Origin of the sequence: Arsukibacterium sp. MJ3 (genome assembly GCF_000987765.1) — a bacterium.
Taxonomy (GTDB): domain Bacteria; phylum Pseudomonadota; class Gammaproteobacteria; order Enterobacterales; family Alteromonadaceae; genus Alishewanella.
The window spans coordinates 1-25,872 of the sequence record NZ_LAHP01000026.1 but is presented as its reverse complement, the minus strand read 5'-3'; the positions used below and the strand labels follow the sequence as shown (position 1 = coordinate 25,872).

Sequence of the window (25,872 nt, the reverse complement as noted above, 5' to 3'; positions counted from 1 at the left end):
ACAGACTGGCTTGTAATCATACGAGCACTGACCGGATATATTCTGTTAGGATCGCTACTGAGTTTTGGCATAACCTTACTGGTGGCAATACTGTTACTACGCCTGATACCCGTGTTAGTCTGGTCAATGATGGTTAGTGCAAGCTTTCAGACTAACCGTGAAAACAAATAAGGCGAACATGTTGTTCGCCTTATTTTAGTAGTGGCTATCTGACGTTTGCTGTGGATAACACGCGCCGGGTTATTACACTACCTCTAATAGCTGAGGGGGTTTAAGAAAATAAAATGCCAACAGCAGCAAAGCAACCGGGAACACAAAAACATTCAGCGGGCTTAAAATAACGGTTAATTGCAACAGACAACCTACCAGCAATACTACTGCAAAGTATTTTAGTAAGCTTGGTGCGCCAGTGCGATTCAGCAGTAACACAACACTGAGAATAAACCCCACCAACCCATAAGCAAACAATACGCCAAGGGCGATAACTACCGTAACTTCAGCAATAGTATCAATGGCGTGTGCTGTCAGGCTTGAACCCATTAACGTCAGTGCCACATCAACCAGCACCGTGGCGTGAAATAGCACCACCAGTATCGCCATAATAAGCAGCAATACTGCCGCTGCCGCTGAGCTTAAGCGCTCAGAAAAACTGCGGCGTAGACACAAATAAATATACACTTCCAGCACGCCGATAAGCACAAAAGCCAGATCTGACAGGCTTAGGCTCAGCAGATCAGCGCGGTATACCTCAATAAAGTTTTCTGCTCCCACACTAAAGGCATACAACCAATAGATTGGAAAGACTACTGCCAGAAGCAGCGCGGCAATACCGGGTAAAAAATAGTGTTGTTGAGTCATAAAACCTCCTGTTGTCGTTGACTGTGCTTAGGTAGCAATATTGTCGTGGTTAATGTATTGCAAAATATCACCAGGCTGACAGCTTAGCGCCTGACAAATGGCGGCCAGCGTGCTAAAACGAATAGCCTTTACCTTGCCGGTTTTTAACAGCGATAGGTTAGTCATAGATACACCAACCTGTTGCGATAACTCGGTAAGAGACATCTTGTTCTTCGCTAACTGTATATCGAGATTGATTTGTATATTCATCAGCAAACCTTAGCCTATTAATTTTCGTATATCAATAAATATTTTATGATAAACGTAAATTAAATTATGTTTATCGTATTTAGTATTTCGCCTTGTTGCTGAGCTGCATGGCGTTATAAGCTGCTTGCAGCAATAAAGAGCCTAGGGTACGGCATGTTAGATTGCAGTAAAGCATGGCAGCTGAATTTTTGTAGCTAAGGTGTGTTGTTCAAAAAAGCCAATTGACGACAATCAAAAAGCACTATATGAAGCAGTTAGCTAACTGATAAAAGAAGGTGGAATTTTTGGCGCGGTGGTAATGGCTGACGAAGCCGGATAACCCAGCAAGTTCCGCCAGCCGGTTTTTCTGTTAAAGAGTAAAACCCTTTAGTGATTTTTTCATCTCAGTGGCCATTTGCCGCAACTGCTGACTTGATCCTGATAACTCAGCAGATTTTTCAGTGGTTTTTTGCACCGCACTGGCAATGTTTTCCATATTCTGGTTAATGGTGCCTGAAACCGCCGCCAGCTCTTCGGTCGCGCTCGCCAGTTGATCGTTTACATCGGTAATGCTAGATACCGCAGTGCTGATCCGCTGCAAAGCGGCACTGGCTTGAAGTGAGCAAGCAATAGTTTGTTCTGTTTCAGTTTTACTTTGAGCCATCGATTTTACCGCATTAGCAGAGTCTTGCTGGATCCCTTGAATACGTTTATTTATATCCTGAGTTGATGCCTGCGAGCGACTGGCCAGGGTACGTACTTCATCTGCAACTACAGCAAAACCCCGGCCCATTTCACCGGCTCGGGCAGCCTCAATCGCCGCATTTAAAGCTAACAGATTGGTTTGCTCAGCAATAGAGCCAATTACATCGGTTACCGCGCCTACTTCTTCGCCACGTTTTGACAGTTGAGCAATAACGTCAGATACTTGCTCCAGCTTTAACTTCAGGGTATCAATAGCGGTTATAGTTTGTTCAACTGCTGTTACACCGCTTCTGGCTTCATGGTCTGCGTCTCTTGCCGCTTTAGCGGCAGTGGTAGCACTATGTGCCATATCTTCGCAGGTTGTGGCCATTTCATGCACTGCAGTGGCAACTTGTGCCGTTTGTTCCATCACACTATGTAATATTTTTTGACTTTGTTTGCTGGTTTCATCCAGCGTTTGTGATTGTGTAACTAATTGTTCTGCCATGGCAGATTGCTGGCCGATAATTTGTCGCAACTGGCTGATTAAGCCGCTAAGTGCCGCCAACAGGCTGTCATCGTCGCCAGGTAATAGCGTGAATTCAACTGAAAAATCGCCGGCAGCCACTTGTTGTACCAGGCTCTTGGTACTGGCCACTTCGCCACCCAGTGACCGGATTAACCAGCTACGAATATACAGAGAAATACCAATGGTCAGGGCCATAATAATGACGACCAGTAGCCCAAATTGAAATGCGATAGCCCAAAAGGATGCTTTCACATCGTCGACATAAATACCGGAACCCAGCACCCAGCCCCAAGTGTCGTTTTTTTCAACATAAGAAAGTTTGGTATAACGCTCTTCTGTTACCCCGCCGCCACTTAACGGCTTGGGCCACTGGTACTCAACAAAGCCATTACCGTAACGGCCGATAACATCGACAAAACTAACGAACAGGTTAGTATTGTCCAGTGCTTGTTGCTCACTGCCATCTCTGTTGCGCATTAAGGTGGCGTAATTAAAATTGGGTTTATCCAGAATAGTATTATCCAGGCTGGGTACCGTGGGGTGCATTATCATTTTGGGAATTGGACGGCCAGTATCGTTAATCCAAATATACTCTGTGCCGTCATAGCGAATTGTTTTAATAGCGGCCATTGCCTGTTGCTTGGCCTGCTCTGTGCTGATGGCACCACTTTGCTCCAGCGCCTGATAATGTTTTATCAGGCTTAAACCGCTGTCAATTATTGCTACTACCCGATCTTCACTGCCTTCTACCAGGCTAGTATTAAGCGCATTTAACGCTACTGCGCCTAGCAAGGTAAAACCCACTAATGCCAATATAGGTATGCTGAGTAAACGTCCACCTATTGTGTTCCAAAACCCCATAACACCCCCTTAAAGCTTTTAATATCAATATCTTGCTGATATTTCACCAGCTAAACTCTGTTTTAAATGATAATAGCAAGTTTATTTGGCATCGCCTACAGCTTTTTATCAGCGAGCTATTTAGTGCCAAATAGCTCTTTTTTTAGGGGTAACCTACCGATTAGCGCCTTACGCAAGCAAAAATGGCGTTGCCTGCAATGGTATTTAAAGGGATGATTTTACCTGGTCATAGTTGGCCACAACGTCAAATAATTCTTCATCAATACCACTTTGGCGTAAACGATGAAAATGACGTTGCATGTCATCTTGCAACTCGTCAATATTCTTCTCAGCGCGCTGCATAGCCAGCAGCCGGCTGGCATTTTCACTGGCAAGCGACTCAGCACAACTGCGAAATAAGGTCACAAATAAATATTCATGTACAAAAGCCAGCAGTGTCTGCTGACTATTACCAATAACTTCTGGCAGGTTGTTGCCGGGCCATTTAATATTGCTGATTTGTTGGTGCCAGTGCTGATCAAGTGGCAATAACCGTTGCTGGTTCGGGCTATAACGATCGCGGGTTTGCGGTTTGTGATGAAATAAATATACGTCGCTTATATCACCTTGTTCATAACCTGTTTCCAGTGCCAGCAATATGTTCGTTACCAAAGGTGTAATGGCCGCCAGGCTGCCGGGCAAGTCAAAATGCTGGGTTAGTGTTAGTTTACTATCAAGCAGGCGCGCCTGAATTCTTTCGCCCAGGGTCCATATTTTTTTCTCGCCGGACAGTGCTGCCAGTTGCTCAATAACAAAGCTGGCCATCAACTCGTTAAACTGGCCGACTAAACCCTGATCTGAACCCAATACTATAACGACTATAGAACCGTTTCGGTTGGACGAACGACGGTTATAACCGTTTATGGCCGCAGTTGTTGCCGTGCTATCTGTGGCAGCCTGCTGGCGCAGACATACCAGCAACCCCAGCTCCAGGTTACGATAATAGGCATCCAGTGCCGATACGGCTAACTCAAACTGGCCAATACTCGCGGCGGCCATGGCTTTCATGGTGCGCACCACCGCTTGCAAATCTGTGGCGCTATTAATTTTGCGTTGTAAGCTGGCTAAGGATTCACTCATTACATGCACCTGGCATAAGTTAGCCTCGTTATGGCGATATTGGCTGTTGCAGTGGCTGCAGTGCCGTTTTGGCAATATCGATAATGGTTGCCCGATCAGCACTGTTAAGCGGCTTATCTGCACTAAAGCCAGCAGTAATCGACTCGGGCATCAGCTTTGCTGCATCAGATAAGGCCAGTTGTGCTGCGCTCATTTGCTCAATGGTAATTGGGGCAAATAGGTTTTCAGTTAACGCTAGCAAGGTAATTATTTGTACTGGAACCGAGACAGGCGAGTATTGCGCTTGTTTTAAGCAAGCCCGGATCCGCTGGCCATGCGCAATAATTTGTTTTGACTCGTCATCTAAGCGGGCCCCGAAGCGGGCAAAGGTTTCCAGCTCTTCAAACTGGGCGTAGGCTAGTTTTAAATCCGCGGCAACTGCCCGATACGCTTTACTTTGTGCTTTGCCACCCACCCGTGATACGGATTTGCCAACATCAACAGCGGGCAGTACACCTAACTCAAACAGTGCCGGTGCCAGATAAATTTGGCCATCAGTAATCGAAATTAAATTCGTTGGAATAAAGGCCGACATATTTTGTGCTTCGGTTTCAATAATTGGCAGGGCAGTCAGGGAACCACCACCATGCGCCTCATTTAAATGGGTGGCCCGCTCTAACAGTCTGGCATGAATATAAAAGATATCGCCCGGAAACGCTTCGCGCCCGGCGGGTCGGCGCATTAGCAACGACAACTCGCGATAAGCACGGGCATGGTGCGTAAGATCATCAAAAATGAGTAAGACATCACGCCCAGCCAGCATAAAATACTCGGCAATACTGGTTGCTGCGTAAGGCGCAATGTACGCCAACCCTGGTGGGTCATTGCCTTCAACTACCATCACTACGGTATAATCCATAGCGCCTTTTTGCTGCAAGGTGGCAATGGTTTTCGCTACTGCTGACGCGCGCTGGCCAATAGCACAGTAGATACATAATACGTTTTGATCATGCTGGTTTAAGATGGTATCGACGGCGATGGTGGTTTTGCCAGTTTGACGATCACCTAAAATGAGTTCGCGCTGGCCGCGGCCAATCGGAATAAGCGCATCTAACACTTTCAGGCCCGTTTGTAGCGGCACCGAAACCGGCGCTCGATGCATAATAGGCGTTGCCGCGCGCTCTACCGGTAAGCGCTCGGTGGTATCGATACGCCCTTTGGCGTCTAGCGGCTTACCTAGTGGGTCAATTACCCGGCCGAGCAAGGCGTTGCCTACGGCTACATCCATTACCCGACCGGTGCGCTCAACCATATCGCCTGCTTGTAACTTGGCGTAATCCCCTAACAACACCACACCAATGCTTGCTTCGTCTAAGTTAAAGGCTATGCCATAGCTCTGGGTGGAGAAGTCGCCGTTGCCGCTAAACTTCAATAACTCGTCAGCACCCACACCGGGCAAACCCGACACATAAGCAATGCCGGTGGCTACCGAGATTACCACCCCGGTTTCATGCGGTACTAAAGGCAAATCAAAAGTTTGCAGTTGCAGGGTCATGTCATTGAATAATTGCGTAAACAGTGGTTCTAGCATGATGGCGGTGTGACACGTTGCGTGATGGTTTTTTCCAGCGCGCTAAGATAGGCGTCTATGGTCCAGGCAATGCGCTGCCCGCCGGCACTAAGGGCAATGCCGGCAATAGCCTTATCACTGCTCTCAAAACGTAGGGTGGCGGCCAGTGCAAAGCTGCTATTTACGGCTTGCTGTAATGTAGCATGCTCATTATCTGACAGGGCAAAGGTACTGGAAATGCAAACCACATTGTCGGCTTTTTTGATGCTGGCGGTTAACACTGCTTTGGCGTCGTCAGGCAAGTTATTCAGTTTTTGCATAAACATCGCTACCATGGCTGACTCTAAGGTTTTGTTACTCAGATCAGAGAGTGTTTTGCGGGCTATAGCAAATACCTGCTGCTGCGTTTGCTCTCGTAACTGCTGCTGTAAGGCTTGTTGCTCAAGCTGCAGTGACAACTGGCGCTGCGCTGCTAGCTCGTCTGCAGAGTGTTGCGCTGCCTTTAGCAAGCGCTGACGTTCAGTTTCAGCAGCCGCAGTAGCCTGTTGCAATAACGCCTGACGTTTTTGGTCGAATTCGGCGTTTTTTTGTTGAAAATCGTCCCGTTGCTTGACTGCTTGTTGTTGTTTAGTCGCGGCAGCAGCCAACTCATCGGCAATGCGTTTTTCCCGAGCATCAATGGCATCCAAAATAGGCTGATATAAAAAACGCTTAAGCAGCCACACCAAAATTAAAAAATTCAGAGTTTGGGCAATAACCGTAAACCAATCAATGAGCATTCGTTAATTCCCAGCAACTTGGGCAACAGCCAGGTTCCAAAATGGATTAGCAAACAAAATAATCATCGACACCACAAAACAATAAATTGCGGTAGATTCGATCATCGCCAGGCCAACAAATAAAGTACGGGTAATGGTAGCAGAGGCATCAGGTTGCTGCGCCAGCGAAGTCAGTGCGGTTGCCACCGCGCGCCCTTCGGCCAGCGCGGGCCCCATGGTACCAAAGCCGGTAGTCAGGCCGGCCATAATGATAGAAACGGTGGCAATAATGGTTAAACTGTCCATAAAAGTGTTCCTGTTAGTGCGCTATTAGGTGTCTTGTGGTGCTGTGCTGACACGAGTTGCGGCAGCGATATACACCGCGGCCAGAATAAAAAAGATATAGGCTTGCACCATGCCGGTTAGTAAGCCAAGTAACGTTATCACTACCGGAAAAATAAATGGCGTAATGCTCACTAAAATGGCAATAATCATGGCGCCACTCATCATATTGCCAAACAAACGCACGGCTAACGCCAGCGTGCGTGACAACTCACTAATTAAGTTAAAGGGCAACATAATAATGGTGGGTTCGGTATAGGCTTTAAGGTAAGCCAGCAAGCCTTGTTGCTGAATACCAAACATTGGCACCGCAATAAATACACACACCGCTAAGGCCGCAGTGGTAGAGAGTGAACCGGTAGGTGGCTCGTAAAACGGAATTATGGTTGCCAGGCTGGCTATGGCGACAAATAAAAACAGGCTGGCTAAAAAGCCCAGATAGGGGCGCGGCTCTGCTAAACCGACTTCGCGAATTTGTTGCTCCAATGTGGTCACGATAATTTCCAACATGTTTTGCCAGCGGGAGCGGCTTAAAGTATGAGATAATTGCCGAGTAATTAGCCAGGAGCCCAGCACCAGTACCAGCATTAATGTCCAGGTATACAGTAATGTGGCGTTAAGCTTAACAACACCATATTGCCAAAAAATAATCTGATCGGGGCTAAGGTTCATGTTTAGCCCTGCCGCTATTGGCGTTAACCGCGTTATCGGCGCTGTTATGATAAGAGCTAACCTGTGAGCGGCTTACATGCGTTAAGCGCAGCACTATAAAGCGGGCGAATAAAATACCTAGGGTACAGGCCAGCGCACGCTGCCATTGGCCATTACTTACCCAATACACACCATAGACAACGACAGCTATTCTTAGTGCAAAACTGACTATTAACCAGCCGGCGGGCTGCGAAGACGTCTGAATCTTTTTTACTGTCCACCACAGGCCCGCAAAAAAAATCAGGCCTAAACCAGTGCCGACGATAAAAGGCCATAGCCACTGTGCTATGGGTAATAATGTCTGTTGCAGTTGGGCGCTAGTGCTTTGTATCATCGTTTTGCTCGTTGTCTTCTGGTTGTCTGGCCTGTTCAGCCGCTATTGCCCGGTCTTCTTTATCTACCCAGTGCCAGGCATTAAAGCAGCCCAAAGTTAACCCTGCCATTAACAGCGCTAAGGTCCAGGAGTGCTGGCCAGGATGCTGCGTGTCTAGCCAAACGCCCAATAACGCGCCAAGCAGGGTGGGTATCACAACCGACCAGCCAATTAACCCCATCATGCCTAATCCAAGCCAAACCGCGGGCTGGCCCTTGCGTCGGGCGTGAAGTTTACGCTGCGCTTTAGCGCTAATCTGCTCTGAAATATCGCCAGCGGTTTTTTTATGGGCAGCAGAGGGTTTATTCATCCTGAAAACTGGCGAAGCGTTTTAAGAAGCCGGTTTCAAGCTTGGCTTTTAAGGCCCGCTCTGCTGTTTCATGCTGGTTAAGGCTTAAAAACTGCTCTGCCACCAAGCGGTGTAATGTTGCTAAATCCGTGCCCCGAATGGCTCGGCGCACGGTTACAGTAACCGCGTTGCCCACTTTTACCAGCAAGCCTTCATCCACAGCAATAAACCCTTCAGCACCGCCTTGCGTTTGATAAACTAAAATGCCCGGGATAAGAGCGGCGGCACAGTCTAAGCGTTGTGGCAGTATGCCAAAGGCGCCACTTGGCGTGTCGGCGACAATGCTTAGCACATCATCTTGCGCGAGTACACTCACTGAAGGCAGCAGTACTTCAAGTTGCATTAGCGTTGAGGGCATCGACAGCTCCAATCATATAAAATGCGCTTTCTGGTAAGTCGTTAAATTCATCATTTAAGATGCGCTCGCAGCCATTCAGCGCATCGGCAAGACTGACCAATTGGCCCTTAATGCCACTAAATTGTTCAGTGGTAAAAAACGGTTGAGTGAAAAACCGCTCCAGTCGGCGCGCCCGGCTGACAAGCTTGCGATCGTCTGGCGACAGTTGCTCTAATCCCAGCATAGCAATAATGTCTTTTAGGTCAGCGTATTGCGCCAATGTGCTACGAATAGCTTGTGCCAGTGCATAATGGTGGGCCCCAACAATGCCCGGAGTGGCCATTTTAGAACTGGATTGCAATGGATCAATGGCTGGATACAACCCTTGCGCCGCCCGTTTACGCGACAACACGATAGAGGCCGACAAGTGCGAAAAGGTATGCACCGCAGCTGGATCGGTAAAATCATCGGCAGGAACATACACCGCCTGAATAGAGGTAATGGCGCCATTATCAGTATTGGCAATGCGCTCTTCTAACTGCGCTAATTCGGTGCCCATGGTCGGCTGATAGCCTAAGCGCGAGGGCATTTGCCCCATTAAACCAGACACTTCTGAGCCTGCCTGAATAAAGCGAAAAATATTGTCAATCAGCAACAGCACATCACGGTGCTGATCATCCCGGAAATACTCCGCCATCGTCAGTGCTGCATGCCCAACCCGAAAGCGTGCGCCAGGCGGTTCATTCATTTGGCCGAATAACATCACCATATTCGGTAGTACACCAGCTGCTTTCATTTCCCGGTACAGCTCTTCGCCTTCACGGGAACGCTCGCCGATACCACAGAAAATACTAACCCCATTGTGATGACCGATCATATTGTGGATCATCTCAGTCAATAATACGGTTTTACCAACACCGGCTCCGCCAAATAAACCGGTTTTACCACCTCGCTCCAATGGCAGTAACACATCAATTATTTTAATGCCCGTTTCAAAAATATCGGCCTTAGTAGCGCGCTGCGTTAGTGCCGGTGGTGCGTTATGCACCGAACGCCATTGCACGTCAGTACTGGCAATGTCAGGCTCACCGTCAATGGTATTGCCAAACACATCAAACATTCGCGATAAAATTACTTTACCTACCGGAGCGCGCAGTACAAAGCCCTTTGCACTAACCACAGCACCACGGGCCAAGCCCTGGGTTGGTGTCATGGCAATGCCGCGTACCGTGTTAGCATCGCGCTGTGACAATACTTCAATAATAATGCGGCCGTTATCGGCTTCAAGCAGTTGGTGTATGGCTGGCAAATTGGCAGCAAAACGCACGTCCACCACGCTACCGCGAATAGCCACAACAGAGCCAACGGCAGACGGTGATCCATGGTTAGTAGGCGGTTCAAGGTTGGTCATCGCGCCTCCAATAGAATTTACTCAAGGTTGTGATCTGTTTTGTGATCTGCAAAGTTAAGTAAATGAGTTTAAATGATATTAGCAGACAAAATTATCGTCTGTACGCTAGCGCGCATACCCGCGAGTTAGAGTATTTAATCAGACAGGCTATGTCGTACTATCACTGTTATCATAGTGATACACCACACAGCCATCCCACACAGCCATAGTAGGAACCAAGGTAATATGAATTCACTGTCTGATAATCGTGTAAGCACTAAGCAAGCGGTATTGCCCTGGATTATTGGCTTTTTAGCGCCTTATCGCTGGCGGGTTGTGGCCGCGATGTTTTTTTTGTTGATTGGGGCAATGGCCTGGCTGGCGCTGGGGCAAGGTGTGCGTTTATTGGTTGATGAAGGCTTTGTAAGTGGTGATACGGCGCGATTGACGACGATTATTCTGCTTATTTTAGTGATCACCTGCGTTAGCGCTACGGCAGTGTTTTGTCGTTTTTATCTGATGACCTGGTTAGGCGAGCGGGTCAGTGCCGATATCCGCAATCGGGTGTATCAGCACATGTTAACCTTGTCACCGTCGTTTTATAACGAAACCCGTACCGGTGAAGTCATTTCCCGCTTTACTGCCGATACCACAGTAATACAAACGGTAGTGGGTTCCAGTTTGTCCATGGCATTACGCTCAACAGTGTCAGCTATAGGCGGTTTATTGATGATGGCGTTTACCAGTCTTAAAATGACTGCGTTAGTGCTGGTGGCGGTGCCTTTAGTGCTGGTACCTATTTTGGTGCTGGGCCGGCTGGTAAGGCGTATGGCAAGAGCAAGTCAGGACCGACTGGCCGATATTGGTGCACATGTTGATGAAAGCCTGCATGAAATTCATACCGTGCAAGCGTATGGTCATGAAGCGGTAGATCAACAATTGTTTGCAGGCAAAATCGAGCAGGTGATGGCGGCGGCGAAACAGCGTATTTTTTATCGGGCACTGTTAATTGGTCTGGTGATGTTACTGAGCATCAGTGCCATGACCTTGGTTGGTTGGGTAGGGGCTTTAGACGTAATAGCAGGCCGGGTTACTGCCGGTGAGCTAACCGCTTTTTTGTTTTATGCGGTAGTGGTTGCCGGTGCTGTGGCAACAATTAGTGAAGTAATAGGCGAAATTCAGCGCGCTGCGGGTGCCACTGAGCGGTTAATCGAGTTGGCTCATATGCCGGTCGATATTGCTGCACCGGGCAGTCCGGCGCAGTTAAGCCAGCCGGTAGCCGGTGGCTTAGTGTTTGAACAGGTAAGTTTTCATTATCCACAGCTACCTGAGCAATCTGTGTTACAGCAGCTTAACCTAAGCATTGCCCCCGGTGAACGTGTGGCACTGGTGGGGCCAAGTGGTGCCGGTAAAAGTACCTTATTTCAATTGTTGCAGCGTTTTTATAATTTACCGGTTGGCAGCATCGTATTGGATGGAGTAGATATTAGTACGCTAGACCCTGCTGTACTGCGGGCGCAGTTTGCGCTGGTGCCGCAAGATGCAGTGATATTTGCCGATAGCGTGCTGGAAAATGTGCGTTATGGCCGGCCTGATGCCACCGAGCAAGATGTTATTACCGCTTGTAAAGCCGCCCAGGCTGATGAGTTTATTCAATTATTAAACGAGGGCTATCACAGTCAGTTGGGCGAGCGTGGTGTGCGTTTATCCGGTGGTCAAAAGCAGCGTATTGCCATTGCGCGGGCTATGTTGGCCGATCGGCCCATATTACTGCTGGATGAAGCAACCAGCGCACTGGATGCAGCCAGTGAGCACTATGTAAAGCAGGCACTGGAGCAGTTAATGCAAGGTAAAACAACCTTGATTATTGCGCATCGTTTAACTACGGTGTTGCATGTTGACCGTATTCTGGTATTAGATAAAGGCCAGTTAATTGCCTCTGGTACCCACAGTGAGCTGATGCAACATTGCCAGCTGTATCAACAGTTGGCAGAGTTACAATTTCTTGCTGCAGATAGCGCAGCTTAAGCACTACTATCAACAATCATACTGTTTTATTTATATCTGCTACCGTTAAATAAGTGTAACATTCGTTACTGGTTGGTGTAGTTTCACCGCAGACGTTAATTTGCCAGCAATATGAGGGATTATGAAAGTTGGTGTAGGGTACAGTAATGGTAAAGAAGCGTTTATTGCAGGGCAGCAGGCTGCTAAAAACGCTATGGCTCAGGCCGATTTTGAACAAACCGATTTAGTACTGGCTTTTTGCAGTGGTCAGCTTGATCATCAGGCATTTCACGCAGGGCTACGGGCAGTTGTTGGCCAAAATGTAAATATTTTTGGTGGTTAAGCCATTGGTGTTATCACCAATCAGCATTTGTCTTATCAAGGCTATCCTGCGGCTATTGCGGTGTTAAAATTTCAGGATAATTACTGCCAGATGGCCGTGGCTAACGGTTTATTTAACAGCCCGTTTAATGCGGGCGAGCAGTTGGCTGCCGCAATGCCAATGATGCCTGATGCCAGTTTACTTCTATTATTTTATGATTCAATAAAGTTTTCCGGTGCCAAAAATGTGGCCCCCGTGATGAACCCGTCTGCGCCGCTGCTACGTGGTTTAGAGCGGCATTTAGCGAGTGCTGTGCCAATAGTGGGGGCAGGTTTGTTGGGCGATCAGTATTTTAGTAGTACTTATCAATTTTGTGGTAACAGCATTAAACAACAAAGCGCCAGTGCGTTGTTATTTGGTGGTAACCTCACGCCCCATATTACGGTGATGCACGGTTGTAAGCCATTAAGTGACACCCTTTACACCATTACCGGTATTTTTGGGCAGTTTTTATATACCTTAGATGGCAAGCCGGCAGTCGACGTAATTGATCGGGCTTTTGGCAACAGCACTTGGCGCGACCAGGCACCGGTGAGAGAGCTTTGTTTTGGTATTCCGGTACGGCCAGCGCTGGCGGGTAGTGAAAACGATTTTAGCAACCGGCTAATTAGTGGCATTTTGCCAAATGCTGAAGGGGTTATTTTGTTTGAACCCGATATGCATGAAGGCCTGCAAGTGCAACTAATGTTGCGTGACCCGCTGTTAACCCGAGTATCAGCCAGAGCGAGCACTTCTGCCCTGTTGCAACAGATTAAGCACGATGGTAAACAACCGTTGTTTGCCTTGTATATGGACTGTGCGGGCCGGATTGCCCAACTTGATCACCCTGATCAGCAAGACGCTAGTGAAGTACAACGTTTGTTAAATGAGCAAAATATCCCGTTGCTCGGCTTCTACTGTGGGGTGGAAATTGCGCCTCAGGCGGGTAAAAGCCGAGGCTTAGACTGGAGTGGTGTCCTGGTTATTTTAAGCCGTTAAAAACGGCTACTGGCTTACAGGTTCTGTCGTAAATTGTTGCTGTAGATAATGGATGATAGCAGTAGATTCGTACAACCATTGTTCTTGTTGTGCAGCGGCTTGGCCTTTGGGTTGCGCCTCAGTTACTACTGAAGTAATGCGCAGGCAGGGTACTTTAATTTTGCCGCCGTTGTCGTGTAGCGTCTTGCGGTGCAGCGGGTTGTGCTGGGCATCGCGTTTTTCAATAGTAAGCCCCAAGCGGGCCATTTCTTTACGCACTTTAATACAAAATGGGCAGGCAGCAAACTGATACAACGCCAGTTGCTGGCAAGCCTGATTAACTTGAGCCTGTTGTTCTGCACTACGGTTGATGGCTTTTGGGGTAGTTAGCCATTCAGCCAGCAGCATAAAAGGAGTTAAAACAAGTCGGATTAAGCGGAAAAATAAACGAATAAACAAACGCATTATTCACTCTGTAGGTTAGTAAGTTTCAAGTGTCAGTGTACCATTATCCGTCTACTGCAGCCTAGCTAAGATAACATGAAGTTGTTTGAGGTTAATTATACTTATGGGCTAACCTTGGCGCGCTGATGGGCTGCCTTATAATCTATATTTGGCCCTGCGGGAACTACCTGGCTAGGGTTTATCATGGTATGGCTGAAGTAGTAATGCCGTTTAATATGATAAAAATTAACGGTATCTGCCACACCCGGCCACTGAAATAGCTCGCGGGTAAAACCTGATAAATTAGGATAGTCCGCCAGACGCTGTTTATTGCATTTAAAGTGGCCATGATATACCGCATCAAAGCGGATCAGTGTGGTAAATAAACGCCAGTCGGCTTCGGTAATTTTGGCCCCGGTTAAGTAGCGCTGCTCACTTAAAGATGCTTCAATGTTATCCAGCGCCTTAAACAGGTTATTGTAAGCCTGTTCATAGGCCGATTGGCTGGTAGCAAAACCAGACAAGTACACGCCGTTATTAATGTTCTGATACACCACATCATTGATTGCGTTAATGTCGCTTTGTAACTGTGCCGGATAATAATCATCGTTATTACCAGTAAGGTGATTAAAAGCTGAATTCAGCATCCGGATAATATCGGCCGATTCATTGCTGACAATACAATGTTGTTGCTTGTCCCATAACAAAGGTACGGTTACCCGGCCGCTGTAATCGGCTTGGTGGCGGGTATACACCTGGTGCAAATAATTATAACTAAACAGGCTATCACCGGTGCTATGGTTGCTGGTATCAAACGCCCAGCCATGTGCAAGCATGTCGGGGCTGACCACTGACACGCTGATATAATTTGTCAGGTTTTTCAACTGCAAAAAAATCAGCGTACGATGCGCCCAGGGACACGCCAGCGACACATAAAGATGATAACGATTTTTTTCAGCCTTAAAGCCCGCTTCGCCAGAAGTTCCAGCACTACCATCTGCGGTAATCCAATGACGTAACTGGGCATTTTCGCGTTTAAATTCGCCGTCGTTACTGTCGGTGTCGTACCATTTATCTTGCCAGTTACCGTTAACCAGTAAACCCATATCAGACTCCGTAAATTCATCAGCACTAGTTGGCGTTAATAGGCCAGAATAGCTTTTTTAGTAATGCTCAGTAGCTGTCACTGTAGCTAACTCTGCTTGATGCGGCTATTTAATAATAGTGGCAGGTTTAACCTATAAATTAGCACATAGCAGACTTATTCTCGTTGTAATTGCCTGTTGGGGCATAACGCGTTAGCGTAGGCTTACTATTAATAATGAGTGAGCACTATGATGGATAGTCAAGTTTACGATATAGGCGTGCCGGGGCAGCAATGGGGCGTAGCAGAAAAAGCACAGTGGCTGCAGCGGCAACACATTAAGCGCAGTTATTCACAGGAGGTACTGGCAACATTACAGCAGTTGCCAGCGGGCTTTCAGTGCCAGCAATATGGTGAGCTAGATTATCGGCAGTATGGTGCTGGCCATTACCCGCTGGTCGCATTTAGTAATGGTATAGACGCCGCCAAGGCAACGGTGCTTGTCACCGGCGGGGTACACGGTTATGAAACCAGCGGCGTGCAGGGCGCGATTGGTTTTTTGCAAACCGAAGCTATGAATTACTGCGATCATTTTAATTTAGTGGTGCTGCCCTGCATTAGCCCCTGGGCTTATGAAACCATCAACCGCTGGAATCCGTTAGCGCTGGATCCTAACCGTAACTTCACTAATAACAGCCCGGTAGCAGAAGCGGCTGCGGTGGTGAGCTATTTACAACATCTTAGCCAGCCGGTACTGGCGCATATTGACTTACATGAAACCACTAATTCGGATAACAGCGAGTTTCGGCCAGCAAAAGCGGCACGCGATGGTGAAGTGAATACCAATTGGGATATTCCCGATGGTTTTTATTTAGTAGGTGACAGTGCCAAACCAGTGGCCGATTTTCAGCAAGCCATTAATCTGGCAGTGAGCAAAGTAACCCAAATTGCGCCAGCCGATAGCGAAGGTCGTTTAATAGGCGAAGCCATTAGCCAGCCGGGGGTGGTGAATTATCCCAAAAAAGCCCTTGGTTTATGCGCCGGCGTCACAGATGCGCGCTACGTCACGACAACAGAAATGTATCCGGACAGCCCCAATGCCAGCGCTGCGCAGTGCATTCAGGCTCAGGTTACGGCGATTGTAGCAGCACTGAATTTTTTACAACGTAAAGGCTATTAGCAAAGCCTGCTATACTCATCAGGTTTTAAAATGTAACCAAGATCTGCGAAGTGTGCGGGTGATGTCTGGTTTTCCGGCTGGTAACAAGGAAGACATTATGGACAACCCGGTCATTATGCTACATGGCTGGAGCGACAACAGTCGCTCTTTTGCTGCTATCAGTAAATTTATCAAACAATTACCCAATAAAAAGACCGTGCATCTGCATCTGGGCGACTGGCTGTCGATGCACGACGATGTTACCTACACCGATTTAGCTACTGCCATGCAGCGCGCCTGGCACGAAATGGGCTTGCCTACCGAAGATCGCAGTGTTGATTTAGTGGTGCACAGTACCGGTTCATTAGTCGCACGTCAGTGGTTTACTCAGTTTTACAGTGCCAGCCATAACCCGGTGAAGCGGCTTGTGATGATGGCGCCGGCCAATTTTGGCTCACATTTAGCCCATAAGGGCCGCAGCTTTTTTGGCCGGGCGGTAAAAGGCTGGGGCCAGCCAGGTTTTCAAACCGGTAGCCAAATCCTCAAAGGGCTGGAATTAGCCTCTCCTTATAGCCAACAACTGGCATTTAACGATTTGTTCTCTACAGAGAGCTGGTATGGCGCTGGTAAAATTTTGGCCACGGTAATGATTGGCAATACCGGTTACTCTGGCGTTAGCGCCATTGCCAATGAGGCAGGCTCAGATGGCACGGTGCGGATAAGTGGCGCTAACCTCAATTGCAGCCGGATTGAGCTGGCGCTGGACGAGCAGCAATGCGTATTATCTGGCAGTTTGCAGTTTAGCCGCAGCAAAGGCGATATTGCGCTGGCCATTTTAGATAACGAAAACCATAGCACTCTGGTATTTAAAGATAAAGGGCCGAAAAATCCGCTTACTCAAACCATTCTGACTCAGGCCTTACAGGTAGAAGATGCCGATTATCAGCCACTCGCTGACAGTTTTAACTGGCAGCAACACATTAATGCCCTTGACCCGGCCGTTGCCAGCAAAAGCCCGCAGCGTAGCCAGGTGGTTTGTCAGCTAACCGATCATCTGGCCAACAGCGTGCAGGACTATTTTGTCGAATTTTACCGTACCGGTAAAAAGGACGAGAAGTTTGAGCAACAGCTGTATCAGCAGTTTTTATGTGGTGTTCATGCCTATAGCGATAACGGCGCTTACCGTACCCTGTATTTTAATCTGGCCAGCCTGGCTGAGCTGCGCCAGCACTATCAGCTTAACCAGTTGTATATTAGCTTTAACGCCGAGCCGCATTTTAAGCCACCCCGCCAGCCGGTGGGTTATGCCAGTGTTGCGGCCACCGACACCGCGGGCTTAAAGCTGCAACCAGATGACATTGACTGGCTGTTTAGCCCGCACCAAACGGTGCTGCTGCAGGTGGTAATGCAGCGCAGCGTCGATGCCGCCGTGTTTAAACTGCGCCAGTAACAGCCGGCGAAAGTGCTGTTTAAAAAAGGAATTACTATGAAAAAGTATATTGCAGTACTGTTTGGCTTTAGCCTGATCTGCAGTCAGCTGTTTTTATTGGTGTATAGCACTATAGCCGAGGCAGGGTTGGTTCGGAATGCTGGCAAAGGCAGTATTTCCATTAGTTTTCCTACCTGGGTCACTATGGTGCCGGAAACGGAGCTGGTGTCTGGCTTACTACGTGAAGAGTATTTTGCAGCCGGGGTGCCAATAGCCGCACGCGGCCCCGGTGAATATGCTATTTCAGCGGTGCCAGAAGAAGATTGTATTGTCTATCTGGATGGTAACACGCCGTTTGAAGATGCCCCCTGCTACTGGCAGTTTTATCAGGGCGAGCCGTTAGACCTGTTTGGTTATACCCAGAGCTTTTTTGCTGAGGCGCAGTCGCTATTAAGCTGGACTATCAGTAATGGCATCAATTCCTGGGTATTTAGCGGCGTTGATGTAGCGGTAGAAGAGGGCCTTAGCCAGCAGACCCGGCGTGAAATGTATATGAATGCCGCCATGCCAGCCGATTTACAGCCGGGTGAATATACCCTTAGAGCCAGCCTGAATATTACCGCTCCCGAAAGCTTTGTATTTTACAATATTGATACTTTTATCAGCGGGCCGGCCTGTATTCCGGAGCTGGGTGGCTGCTTTCGTTTGGGTAACAGTTTTGGTAATAGCTGGGTGGTAACCAGCGATCTCGAGCGCTTTGTGGTGCTGCCGCTGGCCGTGCCAGAGCCTGCTAGCCTTAGTCTGTTTGCTATGTTGCTGTTACTGCTGTTTCGCCGCACCGGCCGATTTAGCTAAAAGAGTATAAAAAAGGCAGTACAGATCCCGCTTTAGTTGTTTAGTTTGCGCGGGTTTGTAGCAGCGCTTGCGCTTTGGTTTGCTGTTGCTGCAGTGCCTGCTCAATTTGGCCGAATAAGGCTTTGGCTTCGGCTGTCTGAGCAATGGGTGCTAATAAGGGATCATGCTGGCTCCACCACTGGCGCCAGCCCTGGCTTACTGCGGCGCTCAGTTCAGTTATCGCCAGTTCCGGTTTATGTTGCAACGTCGCAAGCCGGGCATTCAGGTAGCGCCGGTATATATCCTGATAGCCATCAGGCCCGGGCGCTGGCAGGCTAGCTGCGCACTGCTGCAGTAGTTTAGTGGCTACATCGGCCTGCTGACGCTGCTGATAAGCCCAGGCAATTTCCAACGCCGGGCTGCACATTGGCATACTGAGTAAATCAGCCGGTTGAAAATGCTTATGAGCCTGCAGTAACAGCTCAATACCCTCGGTTTTGTCACCCACCAGTAGCTGATACCAGCCTGCCTCAAACGCTATCCACGGGTCTTCGGGGTTAGCGCCCAGCTGAAATGTCATTTGAGTGAATAATTCGTCATGCTGTTCGCGTCGAAGTAATAGCGTTGCTTGATAAAAGGGATCATCCGTTTGTTGCTCAGCGGCTTCTAATAAGCCTAACTCAAGCATAATGCCAATAGCATTTTGCTGATAATTACTATTCTCCGGCGACAAGCGATATGCTTGCTGCCAGTAATCTAAGCTTGCTGCCAGTTCGCCGGTTTGGGTATAAAGATCCGCCAGGCCGGCATAGCCCATCGGTGATTTTGGAAAATCGGCGATTAGCTGCTGGTATTGTTGCTCAGCGGCATTTAGCTCGCCACGCTCGGCCAGTTTAAAGGCCAGGTTATATTGGTGAGTAAGGGCGATAGGGTCCAGCCGGTAGGCTTGTTGCAGCGCTTGCCAGGCATCCTGACTGCGGCCAAGTTGCTCTAAAGCGGCAAAACGCCATAAATGGGCCTGGGCTAAGTTGGGGTTCAGGCTAAGGGCTTTATCCAGGGCCGGCAGTGCCGCATCATAATTGCTTTGCAGATAAAACAGCAATAAACCACGCACCGCATGGGCTTCGGCCAGCTCGGGTGCCCGCACCAAGGCTTTGGCTAAGTGCTGTTCGGCTAAGGTGGCGGCAATATCGGCTTTTAACACGCCAAAACTGGCGCTGCCTTCGGCCAGTGAAATAATGGTATCGGCCAGCGCGACATAAGCCATGGCATATTCTGGGTCCAAGGCCAGTGCCTGCTCGAATAATCGGCGCGCCTCTTTAATTGATTCAGTGGTTTGCAAGCGGTATTGCTCACGACCGCGTAAGTACATCATATAAGCATCGGTGCTGGCAGTACTGTTAAGGCTGGTCAGGCTGCCGGCTTCTAAATAACGCTGCTGCAACAGGTTAACAATGGTCCGGGCTATTTCGGTTTCTACTGCAAAGATATCGCTAAGATTACGTGAAAAGCTCTGGCTCCATAAGGTCATGCCGTCCTTTGCATTAATAAGCTCTACCCGCAGCCGGATTTGATTGCCACTTTTATAAATGCTGCCACTAAGTAAGGTGTCAACCTGCAGACGCCTGGCAATATCAACCGGTAGCAGGTTCTGCCGGGCCAGGTTAAAACCGGCGCTGGCTGCGGCGACTTGCAGGCCTGCAACCTGGCCAAGTAAGCTGGCCAGCTCTTCTGTAACCCCCGCCGCTAGATAGTGCTGATCGTTGTCTGGGCTTTGATCCCGAAAGGGTAATACCGCAATTGAGGTGGCGGTAATGTTACTAACCAGCCCTTCGGTTCGTTTGGCGTAATCTACCCGGGCACTATTAAAATAATGAGAACCCAGCATAAGTGAGCCAATCAGTACAAAAGTGAAACCAATCCACCATTTAACTCCCAGTGGCTTTTGAACCTCAGAGCGGTCAACTTCGGTAACGATAATGCCTTGAGGGGTAATATCAAAGTACCAAGCCAGGTAAAACACTACTGGAAAGCAGGCGAATAAAAAGATTGTCAGGCTGGTGGCAATAAAGGGGCTAAAATTCAGTAACGGCGTTACCACGGCGATAATTTGTAATAGCAACCAAATGACACCCATAAAGGGAATAAGGGTTTGAATAACTTTACGCCGGCGCAACTCAGAAAAAAACGTTATTACTACGTTCACTGTTGTCTCCCTGACCCCGCATAGGCTGCGATGTAAATGCTTTTTTATATTAAAACAATATGATTTAGTAACTTAACACTTTTGGATAAGCCTAGCAGGCGTTAGTCATTTTAACCAAGGTTAAGCAGGGAAAGTTTGCAGTAGCCATTTGTTGGCAAATAAAACGTTGGCTAACGTCATGATACAATGTACAAATAGTAGCGTGGGAAGCGGTGTTATACTGGTGTTTTGGCAACGAAGCTCATAAAGTGACAGTCTGTTGCAACAAAAAGGATGTGATGATGGTTATTGGATTATGGTTAGCCAGCCTGCTATTAGCACTTTTAACATTACTACCGCTGTCACATTTCCAGGTATGGTGGGTTCGTGGTCTGGATTTTCCACGCTTACAATTAGCCGTGATGGCGTTGATTATTATAGTAATGCAACTACTGTTGGCAGATATAAAACAGCTAAGTCAGTGGCCCATGCTACTGGTTAGTGTTGGTTGTTTTTTAGTTCAACTGTGGTGGATATTACCTTATACGCGCTTGTTCAAAACAGAGGTTATGGCTACTGCGGCGGATAACAACCACCCTTGTATTGCTATTTTAAATGCCAATGTGCTGGCCACTAACCGCAATGCTGCGGGCTTAATTGCCTTAGTCAGACAACACCAGCCTGATATTTTGGTTACCCTGGAATCAGACAGCTGGTGGCAGCAGCAACTCGATCAGCTGAGTGACACTTATCCCTATAGTGTAAAGTGCCCATTAGATAATTTATATGGAATGCATGTGTATTCACGCTTACCACTGCATAACCCGGCGTTGCAATTTCTGGTTGAGGACAACGTACCCTCTATTCATGCTGAAGTGGAATTAGCGGATGGCAGCCATATTGCAGTGCATTTTTTACACCCGGCGCCTCCTAGCCCCACTGAAAACGAAAGTTCAGAGCAACGAGATGCAGAATTGTTGATTGTCGCGGCCAGCGTGAAAAAAGCCGGTGTTCCGGTAATTGTGGCCGGTGATTTAAATGATGTAGCCTGGTCGAAAACGACCCGCTTATTTCGTAAAATAAGCGGTTTAATCGATCCCCGAATTGGCCGCGGCATGTTCAATAGCTATCATGCTGCTATGCCGTTTATGCGCTGGCCACTGGACCATTTATTCCACAGTAGCCACTTTACCTTGCAACAGCTAACGCGTTTGCCGGCGTTTGGCTCGGATCATTTTCCGATGTTAATTCGTTTATGTTATACCGGGCAGCAGCAACCGCATGGTGGCTTAACAGCTGACAGCGATGACAAACAACAGGCACAACAGAAAATAGCGGCCGAGGCGGTGGTGCCAGAACACGTGCACCGGCCTGAAGCCTGAGTCACCGATGATTGATCTGTCAGAAAACAATTAGGCTTGCTTGCCGTGACGGTCTTATTTAAGGTGTGCTTAAATTACTCATTAAGGATAATCCATGCAATATTCTGCTCTTGGCAGCAGTGACGTGAGCGTTTCCCGGGTTTGTTTAGGATCGATGACCTGGGGCACTCAGAACACACAACAAGATGCCGATGAGCAGCTGGCTTATGCTATGGCACAGGGCGTTAATTTTATTGATACTGCCGAAATGTACTCGGTGCCACCTTCGGTTGACTCTTATGGCGCGACGGAGAAAATTATTGGCCACTGGCTTAGCCGTAATACCAATAAGCGTGCTGATATCATTCTGGCCAGTAAAATGGCGGGTAGTGGCCTAGGCTATATTCGCGGCGGTGGCGAAATGACGCCTGAAACGTTAATTCAGGCGGTAGATGGCTCTTTGCAGCGGTTACAAACCGACTATATCGATTTATACCAATTGCATTGGCCTAACCGCGTGTCGCCGCATTTTGGCAGACACAGTGTTGGCCGCATTGGTTTTTCTGATGTGGATAGTAAACAACAAACCGAGCAAATGTTAGGGTTATTGCAAGCGCTGGCCCGTTGTGTAAAAGCCGGTAAAATTCGCTTTTGTGGCTTATCTAATGAAACCCCTTGGGGTATTAGCCAGTATCTGCAACTGAGCCAACAACACGATGTGCCGCGAATGGTGTCGATTCAAAATGAATTTAGCCTGTTGCATACTAAAGACTGGCCCTATTTAATTGAGCAATGTGTGCATGAAAATATTGCTTATTTACCTTGGTCGCCGTTAGCGGGTGGCGCGTTAAGTGGTAAATACCTCAATGGTGCGCGGCCAGTGGGTACTCGCTGGAATATGTTGCAGCGTAACGGCCTGTTTCGTGACACTACAGAATCAAACCGGGCCATAGCGGCGTTTATTGAGCTTGCGGCCAGCCATAGCGTTAATCCGGCACAGTTAGCGCTGGCGTGGGTTAATCAGGTAGATGGCGTAACATCAACCATTATTGGCGCCACCAGTATGGCGCAATTACAACAAAATATTGCCGCTTTTAATTTGACTATTAGTCCGGCAGTAGCCGATGATGTAAGCCAATATTTACGGCAGCATTCACTGCCTTTTTAAGCGTATTATAATTAACAACATTCCCAGTTAACCATTGGAATAACATCGCTATGAAGCAAATGATTGAGCAAGCAACCAGCTTACCCAGCATCCCCGAAGTTGTGCAGAAATTAATCGCCAGCATGAGTGACGACAATGTAACGGCCGAGGTTTTGGCCACGATTATTTCAAGTGACCAGGCTATTACCGCTAAAGTATTACGTTTAGCAAATTCGGCACACTATGGCGGTCATCGCAAAGTCGGTTCAGTAAAAGAGGCGCTGGTGGTGTTAGGGCGCGATGCGCTGCGCACCTTGGTGTTATCTATTGGTTTAGTTTCTAGCTTTAAAGCACCGGCCACCTTTGACATGAAAGCGTACTGGCGGCGTTCATTTATGATGGCAAACCGCACAAAATGGCTGGCTAAGCTGTTAAAAGTTGATGCCGAAGTCGCTTATACATGCGGGCTATTGCATGGTATTGGGGAATACCTGATCCATGTTGTTAAACCTGAACTGGCAAAAACAGTAGACGAACAAGTGGCGGCTGGCGCACCAAGACGTAAAACGGAGCTTGAGTTATTTGGTTTCGATTACACTATGGCCGGCAGTGAGCTGGCAAAATACTGGAAATTTCCCGACGATATTGTTAATGCTATTTTGTGGCAGCAACAACCCGCTGGTAGCGGGGCATTATTACCTTACCCAACGCTAATGTATTTGTCGCGGTATATGCTAAGCCATACTGAACACATTAAGGCGGGTACCTATGACGATTTTCCGATGAAATTAGTGCATGCCTCGCATCTTAGTTTAGCGGCTGTGTATGACAGAATTACCGCTTTTACAGAAAGTGAAGCTGACATTTTGGCCATGCTTAACCACTAAACTATTAACCCATTATGCTGATGTGGGTGAACAATAAAGTTGTTACTTAGACACTAAAGTAGTTGCCAAACCTGCCGTTAGTTTTTAAGTTATGACCGTCGCAAAAGTGCCAATGGCCGTCATTGGGGCTTACTTCAATTGAACTGATTTTTGCCACTTAATTGTCGCTCATGCTCCTAGCTAAAAGGGAAGCTAACGACCTATAGCGGACGTTTCTAGTAATTTTGTAGAACTTTATAATCACCAGAAAATGTTATGGGTATAAATCCAAATGGTAGGTGTGGAATGTTAAAAGCGAACATTAACGCTCAAATAAAAGGCTAAAAATTGTGGGCCAAAATAAGCAAGGCACGAGCAATGGCCAACTGTTTTTAGTCCTAGTGGAATTGCTCTTTAGCTCGATTTTCTATTGTATCTAACCTATCATATATACTGTTTAATTCTTTACGAAGATCTATAACCCCTTTAGTATATATTTCAATAGCTTCTATTCGATTTCTGTATTCATAATTTTCAGTACTTATTTGCTCATTAAGTTTTTCAGTAGAATCGGCAAGCCTTTCTTGTACTGAGCGCAGCTCAATACTTGCTTTTGAAAATCGTCTATCATAATCAAGTTTAGTTTGATTTAAATGATCATTAAGCTGAACATTTTTTTCAGTAAGTTTATCAATGACGGCTTCTAGTTTAGATCGTTCGCTTGATGCAGTTATACCTGAGTATAATAAAAACAAAGCTAAAACAAACATAGAAGTAATAATAACAGAGTTAGTAATTTTTGTTTTTGATAGATGTCTAGCTTTTATTGCTTTAAGTAGAAAATCCAGATCCTCATCTTTGTTCGCTTTTTCCTCCATTTCATACTCCTCCTAATTTTATGGTTAATTTTTTGCAACTTATATTTTTAAGCGCTGAAAGTAACTCCTTCTTACCACCTGCTTCAGCAATAACATCAAGAGTATTAGCTTCCCATAGACACTTATCCATCCCCCTCAATTGTGTAAACACAAAAACAAATAAGGAACATAGAATGCTTCCTGGTTTCACTACGTTTTGAAGGTCACCTCCCCAAAAATGAGCATGGACAATGATAGCTAATAAAATTGCAGCTAAAATTGCAACAATAGCTAAATGTATATACCTAGTAGGTTTAGAGCTTCTCTCGTAACGTTTAACAGCTGCCCTTATACGATAAATCGTCTTATCTGATATTTCATCCATAGTTTGACTCCATACTCTTAACCAGCAAACGTTGCAAATCACCGGCAGATAAAAGTAGTGTGGTTTTAGCGTAGCGAAAGCCGCACCGCTTTTATCGACCGAGTGAATTTGCTTTGTTAGGTTTTATCTTGCCTTTCCCGCTTCTGTTGCTTCAGGAACCTCAACGAGACTTCCAGTTTTACAATCGTAAATATAACCATAAATAGGGATTTCGCTAGGAACCATCGAATTATTTCTAATTCGCTCTACATCAGATAACACGCTTTTAGCTTGTGCATGTTTCGGTCGAAACCGATCACCCATTCCGGTTCAATCCGATCGCTGATTTCGATTTAAAACGATCACCCCTTTCGGTTTTATCCGATCAGTTTTAGCTGTTTTCCGAAACCAGTGATCGGAATGCCGGAATAACCTTCTTTTTCTATTGGAATCAATTGGTAAGCTATGACAGCTATCCTGACACAGGGGGCCCTGCAACTGCGCCCCTTTATCTGGCATCATCAAACCTGGGCTTACCCCGCACTGTTTGACTGCGCTGTGGCGACCTTACAATCCTTCTTTACCCGCGATAAAAAGCTGCAAGGCAATGCCGGCTTAACCGCCGTGTTGCACACCCATGCCCGTAATCTGGATTATCATCCGCATGTACACCTGATTGTACCGGCTGGCTGCTTGAATAAACGCCGA

Annotated in this window: 27 protein-coding genes; 10 read left to right on the top strand and 17 right to left on the bottom strand. The window is 47.3% G+C overall.

Annotation, left to right across the window (positions count from 1 at the left end; all coding sequences use genetic code 11):
- Positions 1–243: 243 nt before the first annotated feature.
- The 12 genes from VT06_RS15220 to atpD all read right to left on the bottom strand — a co-directional run bounded on the left by VT06_RS15220 (position 244) and on the right by atpD (position 10,109).
- The gene (locus VT06_RS15220; RefSeq protein WP_046555185.1) at positions 244–858 is read right to left on the bottom strand and encodes a hypothetical protein; all 615 of its coding nucleotides are present in this window, start codon (positions 856–858) and stop codon (positions 244–246) included.
- 27 nt (positions 859–885) lie between these two features.
- Entirely contained in the window at positions 886–1,107 is a 222-nt protein-coding gene (locus VT06_RS15215) for a helix-turn-helix transcriptional regulator (protein WP_046555184.1), read from the bottom strand.
- 349 nt (positions 1,108–1,456) lie between these two features.
- The gene (locus tag VT06_RS15210) at positions 1,457–3,160 is read right to left on the bottom strand and encodes a methyl-accepting chemotaxis protein (RefSeq protein WP_046555183.1); all 1,704 of its coding nucleotides are present in this window, start codon (positions 3,158–3,160) and stop codon (positions 1,457–1,459) included.
- A 204-nt stretch (positions 3,161–3,364) separates the two neighbouring features.
- Positions 3,365–4,279: a F0F1 ATP synthase subunit gamma gene (locus VT06_RS15205; protein WP_046555182.1), complete on the bottom strand. Its 915-nt coding sequence runs from the start codon at positions 4,277–4,279 to the stop codon at positions 3,365–3,367.
- Positions 4,280–4,307: 28 nt separating this feature from the next.
- Complete coding sequence (locus VT06_RS15200) at positions 4,308–5,849, bottom strand: alternate F1F0 ATPase, F1 subunit alpha (RefSeq protein WP_082122556.1); 1,542 nt, start codon at positions 5,847–5,849, stop codon at positions 4,308–4,310.
- Entirely contained in the window at positions 5,843–6,607 is a 765-nt protein-coding gene (locus tag VT06_RS15195; RefSeq protein WP_046555181.1) for a hypothetical protein, read from the bottom strand. The genes VT06_RS15200 and VT06_RS15195 overlap by 7 nt, the downstream gene beginning before the upstream one ends.
- Before the next feature lie 3 nt (positions 6,608–6,610).
- Positions 6,611–6,892: a F0F1 ATP synthase subunit C gene (locus tag VT06_RS15190; protein ID WP_046555180.1), complete on the bottom strand. Its 282-nt coding sequence runs from the start codon at positions 6,890–6,892 to the stop codon at positions 6,611–6,613.
- Positions 6,893–6,916: 24 nt separating this feature from the next.
- Positions 6,917–7,600: a F0F1 ATP synthase subunit A gene (locus tag VT06_RS15185; protein ID WP_046555179.1), complete on the bottom strand. Its 684-nt coding sequence runs from the start codon at positions 7,598–7,600 to the stop codon at positions 6,917–6,919.
- On the bottom strand, positions 7,590–7,973 hold the full coding sequence (locus VT06_RS17880; protein WP_082122555.1) for an ATP synthase subunit I: 384 nt from the start codon (positions 7,971–7,973) through the stop codon (positions 7,590–7,592). The genes VT06_RS15185 and VT06_RS17880 overlap by 11 nt, the downstream gene beginning before the upstream one ends.
- Entirely contained in the window at positions 7,957–8,322 is a 366-nt protein-coding gene (locus tag VT06_RS15175; protein WP_046555178.1) for an AtpZ/AtpI family protein, read from the bottom strand. The genes VT06_RS17880 and VT06_RS15175 overlap by 17 nt, the downstream gene beginning before the upstream one ends.
- Positions 8,315–8,719, bottom strand: coding sequence for a F0F1 ATP synthase subunit epsilon (locus tag VT06_RS15170; RefSeq protein ID WP_046555177.1), 405 nt, complete (start codon positions 8,717–8,719; stop codon positions 8,315–8,317). The genes VT06_RS15175 and VT06_RS15170 overlap by 8 nt, the downstream gene beginning before the upstream one ends.
- Entirely contained in the window at positions 8,694–10,109 is a 1,416-nt protein-coding gene (gene atpD / locus VT06_RS15165) for a F0F1 ATP synthase subunit beta (RefSeq protein ID WP_046555176.1), read from the bottom strand. Before atpD ends, VT06_RS15170 begins: the two co-directional genes overlap by 26 nt.
- Before the next feature lie 225 nt (positions 10,110–10,334).
- Between atpD and VT06_RS15160 the strand changes: the two genes are divergently transcribed.
- From VT06_RS15160 to VT06_RS15155, 3 genes are all read left to right on the top strand, one after another.
- The gene (locus VT06_RS15160) at positions 10,335–12,116 is read left to right on the top strand and encodes an ABC transporter transmembrane domain-containing protein (RefSeq protein ID WP_046555175.1); all 1,782 of its coding nucleotides are present in this window, start codon (positions 10,335–10,337) and stop codon (positions 12,114–12,116) included.
- A 121-nt stretch (positions 12,117–12,237) separates the two neighbouring features.
- The gene (locus VT06_RS17630; RefSeq protein WP_052750305.1) at positions 12,238–12,438 is read left to right on the top strand and encodes a hypothetical protein; all 201 of its coding nucleotides are present in this window, start codon (positions 12,238–12,240) and stop codon (positions 12,436–12,438) included.
- 3 nt (positions 12,439–12,441) lie between these two features.
- The gene (locus tag VT06_RS15155; RefSeq protein WP_369796924.1) at positions 12,442–13,455 is read left to right on the top strand and encodes an FIST N-terminal domain-containing protein; all 1,014 of its coding nucleotides are present in this window, start codon (positions 12,442–12,444) and stop codon (positions 13,453–13,455) included.
- 6 nt (positions 13,456–13,461) lie between these two features.
- Here the strand turns inward: VT06_RS15155 and VT06_RS15150 are convergent, their stop codons facing one another.
- Entirely contained in the window at positions 13,462–13,899 is a 438-nt protein-coding gene (locus VT06_RS15150) for a glutathione S-transferase N-terminal domain-containing protein (RefSeq protein ID WP_046555174.1), read from the bottom strand.
- A 101-nt stretch (positions 13,900–14,000) separates the two neighbouring features.
- Positions 14,001–14,984, bottom strand: coding sequence for a glutathione S-transferase family protein (locus VT06_RS15145; RefSeq protein WP_046555173.1), 984 nt, complete (start codon positions 14,982–14,984; stop codon positions 14,001–14,003).
- 228 nt (positions 14,985–15,212) lie between these two features.
- Here VT06_RS15145 and VT06_RS15140 point away from each other — a divergent pair, with 228 nt between their 5' ends.
- From VT06_RS15140 to VT06_RS15130, 3 genes are all read left to right on the top strand, one after another.
- Complete coding sequence (locus VT06_RS15140) at positions 15,213–16,142, top strand: M14 family metallocarboxypeptidase (protein WP_046555172.1); 930 nt, start codon at positions 15,213–15,215, stop codon at positions 16,140–16,142.
- Between the two features lie 97 nt (positions 16,143–16,239).
- Positions 16,240–17,571, top strand: a complete 1,332-nt coding sequence (locus VT06_RS15135) for a triacylglycerol lipase (RefSeq protein WP_046555171.1) — start codon at positions 16,240–16,242, stop codon at positions 17,569–17,571.
- 36 nt (positions 17,572–17,607) lie between these two features.
- The gene (locus VT06_RS15130) at positions 17,608–18,405 is read left to right on the top strand and encodes a hypothetical protein (RefSeq protein WP_046555170.1); all 798 of its coding nucleotides are present in this window, start codon (positions 17,608–17,610) and stop codon (positions 18,403–18,405) included.
- Between the two features lie 40 nt (positions 18,406–18,445).
- Here VT06_RS15130 and VT06_RS15125 read toward each other — a convergent pair whose 3' ends face one another.
- Positions 18,446–20,590, bottom strand: a complete 2,145-nt coding sequence (locus tag VT06_RS15125) for a tetratricopeptide repeat protein (protein ID WP_052750303.1) — start codon at positions 20,588–20,590, stop codon at positions 18,446–18,448.
- A 278-nt stretch (positions 20,591–20,868) separates the two neighbouring features.
- On the opposite strand from VT06_RS15125, the gene VT06_RS15120 reads away from it, so the two are divergent.
- From VT06_RS15120 to VT06_RS15110, 3 genes are all read left to right on the top strand, one after another.
- The gene (locus VT06_RS15120; RefSeq protein WP_200898004.1) at positions 20,869–21,951 is read left to right on the top strand and encodes an endonuclease/exonuclease/phosphatase family protein; all 1,083 of its coding nucleotides are present in this window, start codon (positions 20,869–20,871) and stop codon (positions 21,949–21,951) included.
- A 94-nt stretch (positions 21,952–22,045) separates the two neighbouring features.
- Positions 22,046–23,098, top strand: a complete 1,053-nt coding sequence (locus VT06_RS15115) for an aldo/keto reductase (protein WP_046555168.1) — start codon at positions 22,046–22,048, stop codon at positions 23,096–23,098.
- A gap of 50 nt (positions 23,099–23,148) precedes the next feature.
- Positions 23,149–23,964 (top strand): HDOD domain-containing protein, encoded by an 816-nt coding sequence (locus VT06_RS15110; protein ID WP_052750302.1) that lies wholly within the window; start codon positions 23,149–23,151, stop codon positions 23,962–23,964.
- A gap of 377 nt (positions 23,965–24,341) precedes the next feature.
- Here the strand turns inward: VT06_RS15110 and VT06_RS15105 are convergent, their stop codons facing one another.
- Both VT06_RS15105 and VT06_RS15100 read right to left on the bottom strand, forming a co-directional pair.
- Positions 24,342–24,821 (bottom strand): hypothetical protein, encoded by a 480-nt coding sequence (locus VT06_RS15105; protein ID WP_046555167.1) that lies wholly within the window; start codon positions 24,819–24,821, stop codon positions 24,342–24,344.
- 1 nt (position 24,822) lies between these two features.
- Complete coding sequence (locus VT06_RS15100) at positions 24,823–25,185, bottom strand: hypothetical protein (RefSeq protein ID WP_046555166.1); 363 nt, start codon at positions 25,183–25,185, stop codon at positions 24,823–24,825.
- 444 nt (positions 25,186–25,629) lie between these two features.
- Between VT06_RS15100 and VT06_RS15095 the strand changes: the two genes are divergently transcribed.
- The coding region (locus VT06_RS15095) for a transposase (RefSeq protein WP_046555165.1) at positions 25,630–25,872 on the top strand (243 nt) is incomplete at its 3' end.

Bases quoted from the DNA above. Each gene is read 5' to 3' on its own strand.
- VT06_RS15220 (WP_046555185.1), bottom strand. From the start codon at position 858: ATGACTCAACAACACTATTTTTTACCCGGTATTGCCGCGCTGCTTCTG.
- VT06_RS15215 (WP_046555184.1), bottom strand. From the start codon at position 1,107: ATGAATATACAAATCAATCTCGATATACAGTTAGCGAAGAACAAGATG.
- VT06_RS15210 (WP_046555183.1), bottom strand. From the start codon at position 3,160: ATGGGGTTTTGGAACACAATAGGTGGACGTTTACTCAGCATACCTATA.
- VT06_RS15205 (WP_046555182.1), bottom strand. From the start codon at position 4,279: ATGAGTGAATCCTTAGCCAGCTTACAACGCAAAATTAATAGCGCCACA.
- VT06_RS15200 (WP_082122556.1), bottom strand. From the start codon at position 5,849: ATGCTAGAACCACTGTTTACGCAATTATTCAATGACATGACCCTGCAA.
- VT06_RS15195 (WP_046555181.1), bottom strand. From the start codon at position 6,607: ATGCTCATTGATTGGTTTACGGTTATTGCCCAAACTCTGAATTTTTTA.
- VT06_RS15190 (WP_046555180.1), bottom strand. From the start codon at position 6,892: ATGGACAGTTTAACCATTATTGCCACCGTTTCTATCATTATGGCCGGC.
- VT06_RS15185 (WP_046555179.1), bottom strand. From the start codon at position 7,600: ATGAACCTTAGCCCCGATCAGATTATTTTTTGGCAATATGGTGTTGTT.
- VT06_RS17880 (WP_082122555.1), bottom strand. From the start codon at position 7,973: ATGATACAAAGCACTAGCGCCCAACTGCAACAGACATTATTACCCATA.
- VT06_RS15175 (WP_046555178.1), bottom strand. From the start codon at position 8,322: ATGAATAAACCCTCTGCTGCCCATAAAAAAACCGCTGGCGATATTTCA.
- VT06_RS15170 (WP_046555177.1), bottom strand. From the start codon at position 8,719: ATGCCCTCAACGCTAATGCAACTTGAAGTACTGCTGCCTTCAGTGAGT.
- atpD (WP_046555176.1), bottom strand. From the start codon at position 10,109: ATGACCAACCTTGAACCGCCTACTAACCATGGATCACCGTCTGCCGTT.
- VT06_RS15160 (WP_046555175.1), top strand. From the start codon at position 10,335: ATGAATTCACTGTCTGATAATCGTGTAAGCACTAAGCAAGCGGTATTG.
- VT06_RS17630 (WP_052750305.1), top strand. From the start codon at position 12,238: ATGAAAGTTGGTGTAGGGTACAGTAATGGTAAAGAAGCGTTTATTGCA.
- VT06_RS15150 (WP_046555174.1), bottom strand. From the start codon at position 13,899: ATGCGTTTGTTTATTCGTTTATTTTTCCGCTTAATCCGACTTGTTTTA.
- VT06_RS15145 (WP_046555173.1), bottom strand. From the start codon at position 14,984: ATGGGTTTACTGGTTAACGGTAACTGGCAAGATAAATGGTACGACACC.
- VT06_RS15140 (WP_046555172.1), top strand. From the start codon at position 15,213: ATGATGGATAGTCAAGTTTACGATATAGGCGTGCCGGGGCAGCAATGG.
- VT06_RS15135 (WP_046555171.1), top strand. From the start codon at position 16,240: ATGGACAACCCGGTCATTATGCTACATGGCTGGAGCGACAACAGTCGC.
- VT06_RS15130 (WP_046555170.1), top strand. From the start codon at position 17,608: ATGAAAAAGTATATTGCAGTACTGTTTGGCTTTAGCCTGATCTGCAGT.
- VT06_RS15120 (WP_200898004.1), top strand. From the start codon at position 20,869: ATGATGGTTATTGGATTATGGTTAGCCAGCCTGCTATTAGCACTTTTA.
- VT06_RS15115 (WP_046555168.1), top strand. From the start codon at position 22,046: ATGCAATATTCTGCTCTTGGCAGCAGTGACGTGAGCGTTTCCCGGGTT.
- VT06_RS15110 (WP_052750302.1), top strand. From the start codon at position 23,149: ATGAAGCAAATGATTGAGCAAGCAACCAGCTTACCCAGCATCCCCGAA.
- VT06_RS15105 (WP_046555167.1), bottom strand. From the start codon at position 24,821: ATGGAGGAAAAAGCGAACAAAGATGAGGATCTGGATTTTCTACTTAAA.
- VT06_RS15100 (WP_046555166.1), bottom strand. From the start codon at position 25,185: ATGGATGAAATATCAGATAAGACGATTTATCGTATAAGGGCAGCTGTT.